Origin of the sequence: Campylobacter concisus (assembly GCF_015229965.1) — a bacterium.
Taxonomy (GTDB): domain Bacteria; phylum Campylobacterota; class Campylobacteria; order Campylobacterales; family Campylobacteraceae; genus Campylobacter_A; species Campylobacter_A concisus_BD.
In genome coordinates this window covers 1-14,649 of the sequence record NZ_JAAKZB010000012.1, presented here as the reverse complement: position 1 = coordinate 14,649, position 14,649 = coordinate 1, and the positions used below count along the sequence as shown (strand labels likewise).

Here is a 14,649-nt window from a genome sequence, read left to right as displayed (position 1 = left end):
AGATGATAGAAAATTTAGAATACGATGCCTTGCTTGAGAAATTTAAAAGAGTTCTTCGCGACAACGGTTTAAAATATACAAAACAACGTGAAATTTTACTAAAAACGCTTTATAACAACGACGAACACTTTACGCCAGAGAGGCTATATCTTTTTATAAAAGAGACCTATCCTGAGCTAAATATCGGCATAGCAACTGTTTATAGGACACTAAATTTACTAGAAGAATCAGAGATGGTAACATCTATCAGCTTTGGCTCTCAAGGTAAGAAATTTGAGCTTGCCACAAAGCCACACCATGACCACATGATATGCAGAAAGTGCGGTCTTATCATAGAATTTGAAGATCCTATGATAGAAAAAAGGCAAATAAGCATCGCAAAAGAGCATGGCTTTAAACTAACTGGTCACATGATGCAGCTTTATGGAATTTGCGAAAAATGTTCAAAAAATAATATAAAGGGAAAGTAAGGTGATATTTGACAACCAACATGAAATTCAAAGATTAGAAAGCATAGATGAGCTTAGAAATTTAGGCATAAATCCATATCCACATTTTCTTAGAAGAGATATGAATATCTCTAAATTTAGACTTAAATTTAACTATATAAAAGATACAGAAGAGAAAAAAGCAGAGGGGCAGCTAGTTGGCCTTGCAGGCAGGATAAAGCTGATCCGTGACGCTGGTAAAGCAGTCTTTGCAAACATTGAAGACGAAAATGGAAATTTACAAATTTATTTTAGTAACAAGACGCTTGATCCAGAGTGGTTTAAAATCGTTAAAAAATATGTAGAAATAGGCGACATCGTCTATGTTAGAGGCTACGCTTTTATAACAAAAACTGGCGAATTTTCAATGCACGTAAATGAGCTTAGCTTAGCTACAAAATCGATAAGTCCGCTTCCAGAGAAGTACCATGGGCTAGTTGATGTTGAGACAAGATACCGCCAAAGATACCTTGATATGATAATGAACCCTGAAGTTAGGGCTGATTTTAAAAAGCGCTCAGTGATTATAAGCACGATTAGAAGATTTTTTGAAGAAAAGGGCTTTTTAGAGGTTGAAACTCCGATGCTTCACCCAATAGCTGGTGGCGCAAATGCAAAACCATTTGTGACATTTCACAACGCCCTTGGAGTTGAGAGATACCTAAGGATCGCTCCTGAGCTATATCTAAAACGCCTTGTAGTTGGCGGTTTTGAAGCTGTTTATGAGATGAATAGAAACTTCAGAAATGAGGGTATGGATCTAACCCACAACCCTGAATTTACAAGCATAGAGTTTTACTGGGCATACCATAACTACCACGATCTAATGGGCATTACAGAGGATTTATTTAATGTCATTTTAGAAAAACTTGGCATGGAGAAAGTGATAAATTTTGATGGCATGGAGATTGATTTTAGCAAGCCATTTAAACGCATAAGCTATAAAAAAGCCTTAGTTGAGATAGGCGGACTTGCTGAAGATATCGTAAGCGATAAGGCTAAAATTTTAGCAAAACTAAGAGCAGATGGCTTTGAGGCAAACGAGAAGCTTGACCTTGGTCACTTGCAGGCTGAACTTTTTGATAACTACGTGGAGAGTAAGCTAATACACCCAACTTTTGTCATCGACTATCCGATCTCTATTAGCCCACTTTCAAGAAGAAGCGACACAAATCCTGATGTGGCAGAGAGATTTGAGCTATTTATCGCTGGTCGTGAGCTAGCAAATGGCTTTAACGAACTAAATGATCCGATCGATCAATACAACCGCTTTAAAGCGCAGATCGATGCTAAAAACGCAGGCGACGACGAAGCACATGAGATGGATGAGGACTATGTAAAAGCTCTAGGATACGGCATGCCGCCAGTTGCAGGCGAAGGCATAGGCATAGATAGACTTGTGATGCTTCTAACAGATAAAAAATCAATACGCGACGTTGTCCTCTTCCCAGCGATGAGGCCACTAAAAACTGAGACAAAGGAGAACGAAAAATGAGTTTGCAAAGCTATGATAAAGACATTTACGATCTAGTAAATTTAGAGCTAAAACGCCAGTGTGATCACCTTGAGATGATCGCTAGCGAGAATTTCACATATCCAGATGTTATGGAGGTTATGGGCTCAATCCTAACAAACAAATACGCTGAAGGCTACCCTGGTAAGAGATATTATGGTGGTTGTGAATTTGTCGATGAGATCGAGCAAATCGCGATCGATAGATGCAAAGAGCTCTTTGGATGCGAATTTGCAAACGTTCAACCAAACTCAGGCTCTCAGGCAAACCAAGGCGTTTATGGTGCTTTGCTTAACCCAGGCGATAAAATTTTAGGTATGGATCTAAGCCACGGCGGACACCTAACTCACGGCGCAAAGGTAAGCAGCTCTGGCAAGATGTATGAGAGCTTTTTCTATGGCGTAGAGCTTGATGGTCGCATAAACTACGATAGAGTTATGGATATCGCAAAGATAGTAAAACCAAAGATGATCGTTTGTGGTGCAAGCGCATATACAAGAGAGATCGAGTTTAAGAAATTTAGAGAGATAGCTGACGCTGTTGGTGCGATACTCTTTGCAGACGTTGCTCACATCGCTGGCCTTGTAGTAGCTGGTGAGCATCAAAATCCTTTCCCATACTGCGATGTCGTAAGCTCAACTACTCATAAAACTCTAAGAGGCCCAAGAGGCGGCATCATAATGACAAACAACGAAGAGTACGCTAAAAAGATAAACTCTTCTATCTTTCCAGGCATCCAAGGCGGACCACTAGTTCATGTCATCGCTGCAAAGGCTGTTGGCTTTAAGCACAACCTTAGCCCTGAGTGGAAAATTTACGCTAAACAAGTAAAAGCAAACGCTAAAAAACTTGGCGAAGTGCTAATAAGTAGAGGCTTTGATCTAGTAAGTGGCGGCACTGATAATCACCTAATCCTAATGAGCTTCTTAAACCGCGAATTTAGCGGAAAAGACGCTGATATCGCTCTTGGAAATGCTGGTATAACTGTAAATAAAAATACAGTTCCAGGTGAGACAAGAAGTCCGTTTATCACAAGTGGCATACGTGTAGGTAGCCCAGCTCTTACAGCGCGCGGCATGAAAGAGGCTGAATTTGAGCTAATAGCAAACAAGATCGCTGACGTGCTAAGCGACATCAACAACGCATCTTTACAAGAGAAGATAAAAGCCGAACTAGTCGATCTTGCTCATAAATTTATAATCTACGATAAAGCGACATTTTGATGCAAAGTATTGATACATCTCTTATAAAGATAATAACGACCCACTACTACATCAAACGTGACACGATCGTCAATAAGATAGAGTACAAGGGTAAAATTTTCTTTGATAAATTTGAAAAGATCAACGAACCACTAACTTATAGTGTCATGAAAGAGCATGAGGAGGGCAAAGCTATAATCGCCCACTCGCTAATTAATGCAAGTGATAAGGTCGAAAATATAGTCTTTGACTACAACGGCAGAACTCCAGATAGGTTTTGGCATAGAGCTCAGCTTCTTTTAAGAGAAGAAGGCTTTATAAATTTCACAGCCTACGAGACCAAGACGCCAGGGCATTTGCACCTTTATGTGCATAAAGGTCACACTACGCTAAATGAAGCTTGCACGCTTGCAAATATGCTAAGCGCAAAGCTCTCACAAAAGTTAGCCAAAGAGTGGAGAATGTTTCCTAATCAAGATATGCCAAAAGAATTTAACATCCTAACTTTGCCATATAACCTCTATCAAAAAGAGCGTGGGGCAAGTTGGTCAAAATATATGTAAGGAGAAATAATGGAAAACGAAGAGTTAAAAGATATACTTTTAGAAAAAGATGATGAGGCAAAGGGTGCAAAACTAAAGAAACTTCTTATGTTTATAGCAGCTCTTGTTATACTTTTTTTAATCATCATCGTAGCCATGAAGCTTATAAACTCAAGCGACTCTACACAAGCACAAAATGAAGCCGACTCAAGACTAGTTCTGCCTCCAGTGCCAGCAGAGCAGCCAGTCGATACGCAGGTACCTGCACAAGATACAAATTCAGATGTTAAAAAAGGCGATACTCAGCTTTTCGAGCAAGTACCTATCGTGCCTGAAAACAAGCAACAAGATGATTTTGAAGATATGATCAAAAAGCTAAAAGATAAAGAAGGTGCAAAGTCAGCTCCTAAAACTGAAGAGCCAAAAGAGGTAGTAAAAGCTGTCGAACATCCAGCTGAAGCACCTAAAAAAGCTGAGACAAAGGTAGAGGCTCCAGCTAAGAAAGCTGAAACAAAAAGCGAAGCTAAAGCAGAGAAAAAAGCTGAAGCAAAGCCAGCTAAAACTGAGGCAAAAGCTGAGAAAAAAGCTGAAACTAAGGCTGAGAAAAAACCTGAAACAAAGGTAGAAAAAAAGGCTGAAGCTCCTGCAAAAGCAGAAAAAGTAGAGAAAAAAGCTGAAACTCCAGCAAAAGTCGAGAGCGTCGCAAAAGGCTCTTACGTTCAAGTATTTGCGACTAGTAAATTTAACCCAAATGCCGACTATATGAAAAAAATAGCAGCCAAAGGCTATAGCTACAAGACTATAAAAGCTGGCGAGCTAACTAAAATTTTAGTTGGTCCATTTGATGAAAAAGGGCTACAAAAAGCTGTAAATGACATAAGAAAAGATGTCAATAAAGACGCTTTTGTCTTTAGAGCAAAATGAAAACCTTCGCAGTTTTTGGAGATCCGATAGCTCACTCGGTATCTCCAAGACTACACAACAAAGCCATTGCCGATCTGGCTCTTGATGCCCTATATACTAGGGTTTTGCTAAAAGATGGCAATGAGCTAATCAATAAATTTAGATCCTTAAAACTAAACGGCGCAAATGTCACACTCCCGCATAAAGAATTTGCTCTAAATTTAGCCGACGACGCCTCAGAGGCAGCCCAAAAAATAGGCTCTGCAAACACCTTGGTGCTAAAAAATGAGAAAATTTATGCCTACAACACTGACGCGCCTGGTTTTTTAAAAGCGATATCAAATTTCAAAGAGGCAAAAAGCGCCATCATTCTTGGAGCTGGAGGCACCGCAAACGCCCTAGCCTACGCACTTAGATCGCAAAACATAGATGTTTGCATACTAAATAGAAGCAAGGCAAGACTTGAAAAATTTAAAGATCACTATGAGTGCTTTAGCTGGGATGATTATAAAGAGCATAAATTTGATCTAGTAGTAAATTCGACCTCAGCAGGGCTAAAAGATGACCTTTTGCCAGCACCAAAAGAGATTTTAGATGGCATTTTAAAAAGCGCTAAATTTGCATTTGATGTGATATACGGCAAGCAAACGCCATTTTTAAAAGAGGCTAAAAGGCAAAATTTAGCATGCAAAGACGGAGCTGATATGCTCTTGTATCAAGCGGTTTTAGCGTTAAATTTATTTTATAATGGCAGCCTCGATGAGAAAAAGATAGAAATTTCTATGCGAGAGGCTCTTAGTTTATAGAGCTCTTGCAAGAGTGCATTAAACAAAATGGAAAAATCATCAAGCTTGATAAATAAGGCTCTAAAGCTTAGCGATATAAATTTTAACTCCTTTAGCCACTCTAAAAACTGGATCGGCTTTTTTGAGATAGAGGATGAAAACTGGGCTTCTGGCGTAGATGCCGCGCTAAAACTATTTGATAAATATTTTAATAAATTTAAAAAAGAGGTGTTTGTCATAAGCGCCTTAAACTACGACGATACTAACTTGAGCGATGAAACGCTTGAAATAAAAACTTTGCACGATAAATTTAAAAAACTAGGCATCTTGCAAGAGCTAAATGAGCACTTTGACCTTGGTTTAGATGGTGAGATTTTGCTACCTGCCATCTGCCTTAGGATAGATGCTTTGAAATTTGATGAGATCAAAGATCTAGCTAAATTACTCATGCTCTATACATACTCCTTAAACGAGTGGTGCTTTTTTATCTTTCCAAACCTAAATTTAGCGCTTTATCCACATGATGAGAAGGGCTTTGGCTGCATCGGACTAAATGACGATACAAAAAATGGGAGAGAATTTCTGGAATTTTGTAAAAAAGAGAAAAATGCAAAGGTTATTTTAAAAGAGCAAAATAGCAAATAAATTTTAAGATCACACAAAACTAAAAGCCCTCCATTGCCTAAGCAAAGGAGGAAAAATTTACTTTTCAAAAGCTTTTTGTAAGCTAAATGGAAACGCTTGATAGCCCATAGCATTTGTCATTTTTATCTCTATGCTAGGCTCTTTTGCGCCCCACTCAAACTCATCGATGTGTGGGCTTGGAAGTCCTACTGGGCGACCTTTTGCGATGTCAAACTGCATGCCAGCAACGGCTGAATAGACCATCACGCTATCAAGGTCATCTTGATACTGCGTAAGGCTTGTAACTGAGCTATACCACTCTTTGCCACGCTCTTTGCCGTACTCCCAAACTTGCTCGATAGTCTTTTTGTTCTCATCGATCTTATAAACGACCGCTCGAGAGTACTTCATACCAGCGATGGCTGGTTGCTCCATACCCCTTGTGTCACCGTTGTCAAAGACACTTAGATAAATTTCGCCTTTTTTAGACTTGCTATCTATCCTAAATGCTGTATGCTGAGTCCATTGCCAGTCAAAGCCACCTTTGTCGCTCTCGTATCCTGGGCATTTTGAGTACTCATCTTCGCAGACGATCTTATTGCCTTTGCTATCGACTGGCTGAAGGAGTTTATCTTTAAATTTATCACTCCAGCCCTTGTGAGCGCCCATGATCCATTTTACTTGTTTATCACGGCCGATCTTGATAACTGCGTCTTGGTGGCGGCTTGAGATGATGATGCTATCGTCGCTTGGGTCGTAATCCACGCTATTTACGTGTGCCCAGTTACGTCCTGGACCAGCGCCAACTATGTCGCCCCATTTATCATGCGTATCCATAGACTGAAGCTCATCAGAGCTTGCTGTGTGGCCTGCTTTTTTAGCGTCTATGTTTAAGCAAACTGCGCCTTGATCAAGTGTTTTTAGCACGATATCGCGGTAAGGATCGAGAATTTCATATAGTCTAAAGTCATCAACTACGTTGCCGTCTCGATCAAGCTCAACGATGACGTCGCGCACTGTTCTTACGTTTTTGCCATCAGCCCTTTTGTAGTCAGCATTTGCCACGCGCAAGAAGTAGTGTCCGTTTTGTGCTACGTCCATTGAGTGAGAGAAGTCGTTGTAGCTAGCTGGTAGCTCGCGGTTGAAAATTTCTCTACCCATGATGTCGTATTTTGCGTATCTTTGGCCGTAACCCCAAGTCATAGCGCCGTCGTCATTTTGCTTAAAGCCCATCATAACGCCAGCGTGAAATGGCTGTTTAAGATCATAAATTTTACTTGGCTCAAGGTACCATCTAACCTCGCCTTTTGTATCAAGTATGAAGTTATTTGGGCTGTAGTTCCACTCGATCGCACCGCCAGCTGGGTTGTTCCAAACGACTTTTGTGCCCTTGCCTGTTTTATTTACAAAGTTATTTACATAGTAGAGGCGGTTTGCAAATTTAGCGCTTGCTGGCTTAGTAACCTCGATCTTGTCAAATAGTGCGCCCTTTTGATTTGGCGTGCCAGCGCTCTCTAGGTAGATAGCTGGGGCGTAAATTTTATAGCTCTCTTTTATATGCTCAGTCTTGCCCTTGTAGCTCTTGTCGTACTCGACCTCAACGGTGTTTTGATAATCAGGATACATGCCAAAAACTGGGATGCCACCATGTGTGCGAAGATGCTTGTCAGCCACTTTGTAGCTTATCACCTGACCGCCTTGCTTTGGCACGATGGTTACTTTTGCATTGCTTAGTGTGTAGCCGCCATTTTTGATGACTGCTGTAAGTGGCGCTGTGTCGTATGGATTTACTACTACTTCGCCGATCTGCCCAGTGATAGCGTAGTCAAGTTTAGCCCCGCTTGGACCGCCTATCGCAAAAGCGCTCGAGCAAAGCACAGAGGCTAGTGCAACACAACTCAAAGTCTTTTTCATAACATCTCCTTTAGATAAATTTTATAAACTCTACTCATAAAGCTTATAAAATTTAGAAAAAGCCTTGGCAAAAACCAAGGCCTCAATCAGTAAAAGGAATAACAAAAATGATTTGCTTTGTGTGTAATTGTAGTAAATCTTTATAACATAAATTTCACGCTAAGATTAATACTAGCTTAAAATTTAAAAATATATTTAAAATTTATTAAATAGCGTATCGGGCCTCGTTATCTTCGCCATTTATAAGGTCAAATATAATAAAAATAATGCTAGCAAATTTACCTAGACTTATTACTACTTTACTTCTCTTAAAAACCTATGTTCTTTAAAAAATTTGCGGAGTGATTTTTGCTCTTTTGGGCCGATCTTGTAGCTTATAAATTTCAAATACCACTTGATATCTTGCTCGCTTATGTCACGACTTTTAGCGTAATGGGCTAAGATATAGTTTGGGATCTTTACATTTTTTTGCAAAAATTTTGCGACTAGTCTTTTGTAAAACGAACCATTTTTTACGTAAGAAAACCTACCAAAAACAAAGGGCAAATTTGTCTTTTCGTGCCAAATTTGACCAAGGTCGTAAAAGCACTCTTTGCCCTCGCTTAAGTATGCCTTTAGCGCGCGATCGCCTATGATCACCTCGCCATTTAGATTAAGCACTTTGGCTAGGGCGTTTGAGCTAGCTGAGGCAGGATCTGGCTTTGGGGCTGAGTTTTTGCGCACAAGCACGCTTTTTACATCTTTTTTGGCGACTATCCCAAAATTTAGCTTCTTTAAATTTGCCTTTTTGCTAGCTATGCTTGAGATCACCGCAGCGTCGATCTTTCTGGCGTTTAGGGCTCTGTTTAACTTGCTTGGCACGCCCTTTTTAAACTCGATCGCCTTTTTTATCTGAGAGCTTAGTGGGGCTGATTTTAAAAAAACGTGAAATGGGAGTAAATTTAGATAATCAATCTTTCCAAATATCATTTTTCATCTTTTACAAGCTCAAATTTAACTAGCGCGTTTTCGTTGCAAACGTCGCGAAATAGCTGGATTAAGCTCTCTTTTGTGGCACTATCCAAAGCATTCTCGTTTTTTAGCTTTATAAGCGTTGGCTCATTTATCTCGCAAAGGCAGTCAAAGAGCGCGTCTAAATTTCTACCGTAGTACTCTGGCAGGTCAAATTTCTTAGCAAAATACTCATGCATCTTCTCTTTTTTGAGCATCTTTTTGGCATCTAAGATCACGCTTTTCATTGCATCCTCTTCTCATAAAGCAGGTAAAAATGCTCGTAGTGATCAGGCGTGTAGTAGATAAGCCCGTCGTTTGAATATAAAATTCTCTCAGCGCCGCGCCTGCCGCCATTATAATTCACATCACACTCAAACCACTTTCTGCCATCAACCTCAGGCAGCCTCTTTTCTCTGTTTGAAAATCTATCCCCGCCAATGCTTTTGCCGCCGCTTATCTGCCATAAATTTCCGCTTTTTGCGTCCCAGCCAAGTTCAAGTGCCTCTTTTTTGGTTATGAAATTCTTTGGTAGCTTGTTAAATTTATAGATATAAAGAGCGACCTCATCTTTTGAGGTATATGAGCCATTTTCTGCGAGGCTCTGGCTCTTTTGCCCCTCTTTGTTTAGCTGCTCAAGTAAAATTTGAGCGTTTTTGTTTGCCTCGCCACCCTCTTTTGAAAAAAAGAATGTGCCGATGATGATAGCAATAACAAAGGCAACTAGAGCTGGCAAAAGTCTTTTGTTCAAATTTAGCCCTTAAAGAGTGTTAAAAACTCTATCGCCAGCATCACCAAGACCTGGAACGATGTAGTTTTTCTCGTTTAGTTTCTCATCGATCGAAGCCGTATAGACCTCAACGTCTGGGTAAATTTCGCTAAATCTCTTTAGCCCCTCAGGTGCGGCGATGATAGAGACAAATTTGATCTCTTTAACGCCCTTTTCACGCAAAAACTTAACCGCGTCTATCGCCGTGCCACCTGTCGCAAACATAGGGTCGATGATGATCGCCATGCGCTCTTTTGCATCTTTTGGAAGCTTTGCGTAGAAAAACTCAGCCTGCGCTGTCTCTTCGTTTCGCTGAAAGCCCAAAAAGCCAACACTCGCATCTGGGATGATGGTAAAGACGCTATCAAGCATACCAAGAGCAGCCCTTAAGATAGGGCATATCATCACCTTTGTAGTTAGCCTCTTTGCCTCTGCCACCGCAACTGGTGTTTGGACTTTGACATCTTTTACCTTTAAATTTCTAGTCGCCTCAAAGATCATAAGGTAGCTGATCTCATCAACTAGCATGCGAAACTGAAAAGGTTGGGTGTTTTTATCACGTAAGATTGTTAATTTATGCTCGATCAATGGATGTGAGATGAGCTTCACGTTTTGCATTTTTTGTCCTTAAATTTACTGTTTTTACAAGGTTTGTCTTTTACAAAATGCCAAGAGGAGAATTTAGCCCAAATTTGGGCTAAATTTAATTAAAAACCTTTTGCAAGTTTGGCTTTGTAAGCCTCAACATCAAAATCTTTTACTCTCGCTACGCCATCTTCAACTGCAGCTTTTGCAACTGCTGGAGCGACCGCTGTTAGCACGCGCTTGTCAAATGGTTTTGGGATGATGTACTCTTTGCCAAATTTTAGCTCACTAACGCCACTTGCTTTTAAAACTTCAGCTGGCACTGGCTCTTTTGCAAGCTGAGCAAGCGCTTTAGCTGCAGCCATTTTCATATTTTCAGTGATCTTTTTAGCTCTAACGTCAAGCGCGCCTCTAAAGATAAATGGAAAGCCCAAAACGTTATTTACTTGGTTAGGATAGTCGCTTCTGCCTGTGCCCATCATAACGTCATCTCTTACAGCTACGACGTCCTCTGGGAAAATTTCAGGCACTGGATTTGCCAAAGCAAAGATGATAGGCTCTTTATTCATCGACGCAACCATCTCTTTTGTCACAACGCCAGGCTTAGAAAGACCTAAAAACATATCAGCGCCTTTCATCGCATCAGCCAAAGTCCTATCCTCAGTTTCAAGCGCAAATTCAACCTTTTCTGGAGTTAGGTCTGTTCTTTTTGAGTGGATGACGCCTTTGCTATCTATCATCACGATGTGTTTTGCGCCAAGTGCTTTATACATCTTAGCGCACGCGATGCCAGCTGCACCTGCGCCGCTAACTACGATCTTTATCTTAGATATATCTTTGCCAGAAATTTCCATCGCATTTATAATGCCAGCACTTGTTATCATCGCTGTGCCGTGTTGATCGTCGTGCATTACAGGGATATCGACCGCTTCTTGAAGCTTTCGCTCGATCTCAAAGCACTTTGGAGCGCGGATATCTTCTAAATTTATACCGCCAAATGTAGGAGCTAGAGCCTTGCAAATTTCAACAATCTTATCAGGATCATGCTCATCTAGCTCGATGTCAAAGGCATCAACATTTGCAAATTTCTTAAATAGCACCGCCTTGCCCTCCATAACTGGCTTACCAGCGATAGCGCCGATGTCACCAAGTCCAAGAACAGCCGTGCCATCAGTGATGACAGCCACCAAATTTGCCTTATTTGTGTATTTGTAAGCTAGCTCAGTGTCTGCATTTATCTCACGGCATGGTTCAGCAACGCCCGGAGTATAGGCCATTGAAAGGTCTCTTGAAGTCTCACAAGGTGTCTTTACTCTGATCTCGATCTTACCGCCTATGTGGTAGTTTAGTGCCTCTTCTTTAGTTACATGTGTCATTTCTCTTCCTTTAATAAATTTTGTATTCTGTTTTTGATCTCGTTGCTACCTACTACTTCAAGCACCTCAAATATGCTTGGGCTCACGCTTGAGCCAGTTAGCGCTATCCTTAGGGCCTGAGCTAGGTCTTTTAGTTTTAAGCCATTTTGCTCTAAAAATTTATTAGTTAGCTCCTCATATCCCTTTGCGTCAAGGTCACGGTCTAAAATTTGAGCAAATTTTGCCAAAATTTCTTTGCTATTTTCATTTATAAATTTAGCCCAAGCTTTCTCGTCGTAGCTTTTTGGAGCGTTGATGATAGCATTTGCACTATTTGCCATTTCAATTAGTGTCTTTGATCTCTCACGGAGCGAATTTAGTAGTAGCTCGCCCTTTACCAAAGCCTTAAAATCCACGCCAAACTCGAGCATATCGTGCGCTAGCCTCTCGTAAGGCAAAGTTTTTATATAGTGAGAATTTAGCCAGTCAAGCTTTTGAGCGTTATAGGTGCTTGAGCTTTTGTTGATATCGTTTGGATTGAAGTATTTAAGCATATCCTCGATAGTAAAAACCTCATCATCGCCGTGGCTCCAGCCAAGACGAACGAGAAAATTTAAGAGCGCTTCAGGCAAGTAGCCCATCTTTTTATACTCCATAACGTCAGTTGCGCCGTGCCTTTTACTAAGCTTTTTACCGTCCTCACCGTTTATCATAGCGACATGATAAAATTTTGGCACCTTAAAGCCAAGCGCCTCGTAAAGAACGATCTGTTTTGGGGTATTTGAGAGGTGATCATCGCCACGAATAACGTCTGTTACACCCATTAGCGCATCGTCTATCACAACTGTGAAGTTATATGTCGGCGTGCCGTCGCTTCTAGCGATGATGAAGTCGTCTAAGATATCTTCAACCTTAAATTTAACCTCGCCCTTGATGCCATCATGTATGACGATCTCGCCACTAAGCGGGGCTTTTATACGGATGACTGGCTCGATGCCAGCTGGAGGCGTGCCAGTAAAATCTCTATATCTATTATCATATTTTGGGCGCTCTTTTCTAGCCTCTTGGCTGGCTCTAAGCTCTTCAAGCTCCTCTTTGCTCATGTAGCATTTGTAGGCTTTGCCCTCATCAAGCAGCTTTTTAACATACTCTTTGTAAAGATCAAATCTCTTTGACTGATAGGTCACTTCGCCGTCGTGATCTAGCTTGCACCAAGCAAATGCCTCTTTTATCGCTTGTGTGGCTTCTTCTGAGTTTCGTTTTAAGTCAGTATCTTCGATGCGGAGCAGAAATTTTCCATTGTTAGCTCTTGCGTATAAATAATTATAAAGAGCTGTCCTAAGTCCGCCTATATGTAGGTATCCAGTAGGCGACGGAGCAAATCTAGTAACTATCATTTTGTGCCTTATTTTTATGTTATAATTGCCCAAAATTATATTTACTAAATACTTAAATAAAGGTTTCATTATGAAAAAATTGCTCTTTTTGGCTGCTGGCGTGTTAAGTGCCTTAAATTTATATTCAGCTCAGATGATAAACGGCATCGCAGCTATCGTGGAGAACGAGCCTATCACGCTTTACGAGGTTTATAGCTTAAAAGAACAGCTAAAGACAACAGAGCAGGATGCTTTAAATTTGCTTATCAGAGATAGGCTTGAAGATGCACAGATAAAAAACTTAAATTTAAGCGTGACACCTTTTGAGCTAAACGACAGGATCGAGGCGATCGCAAAGCAAAATGGCATGACAAATTCGCAGTTTAGAAACTCTATCCAAGCTCAAGGCATGGACTTTTTGGACTTTAAAAACAACTTAGAGCACAAGATGCTTCAAGAAAAGCTTTATAAAAGCATAGCTGCTGAGGCTGGCAAAAATATAAATGAGCAAAAAGCAAAGGCGTATTTTGACGCTAATCCTGATAAATTTAAGGTCTTTAGCACCGCTAGAGTCGTAGTTTATAGAGCAAAAGACCCAGATCTGCTTGAAGCTCAAAAGACAAGCCCGAAACTACTAGACGGCGTGCAAACACAGGAGGTTAGTTTGGACTATCAAAGCATAGATCCAAGGCTTGCTGCGATCATCTCAAGCACAAATAACGGCGACTACACACAGCCTTTGCAAGGACCTGACAGCTTTGATATGTTTTTGGTAAAAGAGAAGATTGGCTCATATACACCAAGCTTTGCTGATGTAAAAGATGGTGTTATAAACGAGCTTTACCAAGGCGAGCAAGAAAAATTAATGAGTGATTACTTTGAAAAACTCCGCGCAAAAGCAAAAATTCAAATTCTAAGATAACTTCAAATTTAGCCATCTTTGGTGGCTAAATTTCTCCTACAACAATCATGAGTTTAGTTTTTTAGCAATCCTTATTATTTAAATACTTCAGAATTAACCCCATTTTAAGTCTTTGACTTTCATTGCCATTTTTCGATATGTTTTTAAATACACCTAGTATTTTATCTTTAAGCTCATCGGCTTCAGGATGCCTATCAGAGCGTAAAAATTTCACTGCACTATATACAAAATCTTTATTCGCATAGCAATATTTTTCTAAGTCTTCACTCTTTATTTTAGATGACAATACTTCTGGTATTGGGCTCTTACTCATGAAAATATTTTCTATTATACCTTTTGCAGTATATATTTTAAAAAACTCTTTTTCACGCATAAGATTATTGTATAAATCTTTGATTTGGTCATCAAAGCCATTCATTTTATTGATAGTCTCTGTATCAAAATATTCATATTGTTTATTGTCAAATATAGATTTTAAATGTTTTAATAATACTTCGATAGCAAATTTATGATATTTTTCTTTATATTTTTCGTCAAATTCGCCTAGTTTTTCTATATATAATAAAAAAGAATCAATCTCTATTATCTCTAATATTCTTTTCTTATTTTTTTCTAGATAACCAAAAAGGTTATTTACAAAGTCAGAATTTTTATATTGCAAATCATATATACCATTAAAGT

The 14,649-nt window shown here is 39.9% G+C and carries 16 protein-coding genes; 8 read left to right on the top strand and 8 right to left on the bottom strand.

The genetic code is table 11. The features are described 5' to 3' along the window. Nucleotides 1-2 precede the first annotated feature (2 nt). Genes G6W43_RS06305 through G6W43_RS06275 form a run of 7 tightly spaced genes read left to right on the top strand, consistent with a single transcriptional unit; the run spans nucleotide 3 to nucleotide 6,078 of the window. A complete protein-coding gene (locus G6W43_RS06305) occupies nucleotides 3-470 on the top strand; it encodes a Fur family transcriptional regulator (RefSeq protein ID WP_002941362.1) in 468 nt (155 codons plus the stop codon). 4 nt (nucleotides 471-474) lie between these two features. Continuing rightward, nucleotides 475-1,983 carry a lysine--tRNA ligase gene (lysS, locus tag G6W43_RS06300; RefSeq protein ID WP_223154912.1) on the top strand — a complete coding sequence of 503 codons (1,509 nt, stop codon included), beginning with the start codon at nucleotides 475-477 and terminating at the stop codon, nucleotides 1,981-1,983. Further along, entirely contained in the window at nucleotides 1,980-3,224 is a 1,245-nt protein-coding gene (locus G6W43_RS06295) for a serine hydroxymethyltransferase (RefSeq protein ID WP_149712066.1), read from the top strand. The genes lysS and G6W43_RS06295 overlap by 4 nt, the downstream gene beginning before the upstream one ends. Beyond that, complete coding sequence (locus tag G6W43_RS06290; protein WP_002941307.1) at nucleotides 3,224-3,766, top strand: DUF1882 domain-containing protein; 543 nt, start codon at nucleotides 3,224-3,226, stop codon at nucleotides 3,764-3,766. Before G6W43_RS06295 ends, G6W43_RS06290 begins: the two co-directional genes overlap by 1 nt. A gap of 9 nt (nucleotides 3,767-3,775) precedes the next feature. Beyond that, nucleotides 3,776-4,669 carry an SPOR domain-containing protein gene (locus G6W43_RS06285; protein WP_194169385.1) on the top strand — a complete coding sequence of 298 codons (894 nt, stop codon included), beginning with the start codon at nucleotides 3,776-3,778 and terminating at the stop codon, nucleotides 4,667-4,669. After that, nucleotides 4,666-5,454: a shikimate dehydrogenase gene (locus G6W43_RS06280; RefSeq protein WP_103589954.1), complete on the top strand. Its 789-nt coding sequence runs from the start codon at nucleotides 4,666-4,668 to the stop codon at nucleotides 5,452-5,454. Before G6W43_RS06285 ends, G6W43_RS06280 begins: the two co-directional genes overlap by 4 nt. Before the next feature lie 27 nt (nucleotides 5,455-5,481). Further along, nucleotides 5,482-6,078: a hypothetical protein gene (locus tag G6W43_RS06275; protein WP_107930074.1), complete on the top strand. Its 597-nt coding sequence runs from the start codon at nucleotides 5,482-5,484 to the stop codon at nucleotides 6,076-6,078. 57 nt (nucleotides 6,079-6,135) lie between these two features. Here G6W43_RS06275 and G6W43_RS06270 read toward each other — a convergent pair whose 3' ends face one another. From G6W43_RS06270 to gltX, 7 genes are all read right to left on the bottom strand, one after another. Further along, nucleotides 6,136-7,971 carry an aryl-sulfate sulfotransferase gene (locus tag G6W43_RS06270; protein ID WP_194169384.1) on the bottom strand — a complete coding sequence of 612 codons (1,836 nt, stop codon included), beginning with the start codon at nucleotides 7,969-7,971 and terminating at the stop codon, nucleotides 6,136-6,138. Between the two features lie 294 nt (nucleotides 7,972-8,265). Then, a complete protein-coding gene (locus G6W43_RS06265; RefSeq protein WP_103618079.1) occupies nucleotides 8,266-8,940 on the bottom strand; it encodes an MqnA/MqnD/SBP family protein in 675 nt (224 codons plus the stop codon). Continuing rightward, entirely contained in the window at nucleotides 8,937-9,209 is a 273-nt protein-coding gene (locus tag G6W43_RS06260) for a barstar family protein (protein ID WP_194169383.1), read from the bottom strand. Before G6W43_RS06260 ends, G6W43_RS06265 begins: the two co-directional genes overlap by 4 nt. Continuing rightward, on the bottom strand, nucleotides 9,206-9,712 hold the full coding sequence (locus G6W43_RS06255; RefSeq protein ID WP_103615124.1) for a ribonuclease domain-containing protein: 507 nt from the start codon (nucleotides 9,710-9,712) through the stop codon (nucleotides 9,206-9,208). The genes G6W43_RS06260 and G6W43_RS06255 overlap by 4 nt, the downstream gene beginning before the upstream one ends. A 9-nt stretch (nucleotides 9,713-9,721) precedes the next feature. Then, nucleotides 9,722-10,348: a uracil phosphoribosyltransferase gene (gene upp / locus G6W43_RS06250; protein ID WP_103615123.1), complete on the bottom strand. Its 627-nt coding sequence runs from the start codon at nucleotides 10,346-10,348 to the stop codon at nucleotides 9,722-9,724. Between the two features lie 89 nt (nucleotides 10,349-10,437). Beyond that, nucleotides 10,438-11,691: a malic enzyme-like NAD(P)-binding protein gene (locus tag G6W43_RS06245; protein WP_004317644.1), complete on the bottom strand. Its 1,254-nt coding sequence runs from the start codon at nucleotides 11,689-11,691 to the stop codon at nucleotides 10,438-10,440. Beyond that, entirely contained in the window at nucleotides 11,688-13,067 is a 1,380-nt protein-coding gene (gene gltX, locus G6W43_RS06240) for a glutamate--tRNA ligase (RefSeq protein ID WP_194169382.1), read from the bottom strand. Before gltX ends, G6W43_RS06245 begins: the two co-directional genes overlap by 4 nt. A gap of 70 nt (nucleotides 13,068-13,137) precedes the next feature. Between gltX and G6W43_RS06235 the strand changes: the two genes are divergently transcribed. Further along, nucleotides 13,138-13,968 carry a peptidylprolyl isomerase gene (locus G6W43_RS06235; protein WP_194169381.1) on the top strand — a complete coding sequence of 277 codons (831 nt, stop codon included), beginning with the start codon at nucleotides 13,138-13,140 and terminating at the stop codon, nucleotides 13,966-13,968. 61 nt (nucleotides 13,969-14,029) lie between these two features. Here the strand turns inward: G6W43_RS06235 and G6W43_RS06230 are convergent. Then, nucleotides 14,030-14,649: hypothetical protein (locus G6W43_RS06230; RefSeq protein ID WP_194169380.1), on the bottom strand; the 620-nt coding region annotated here is incomplete at its 5' end.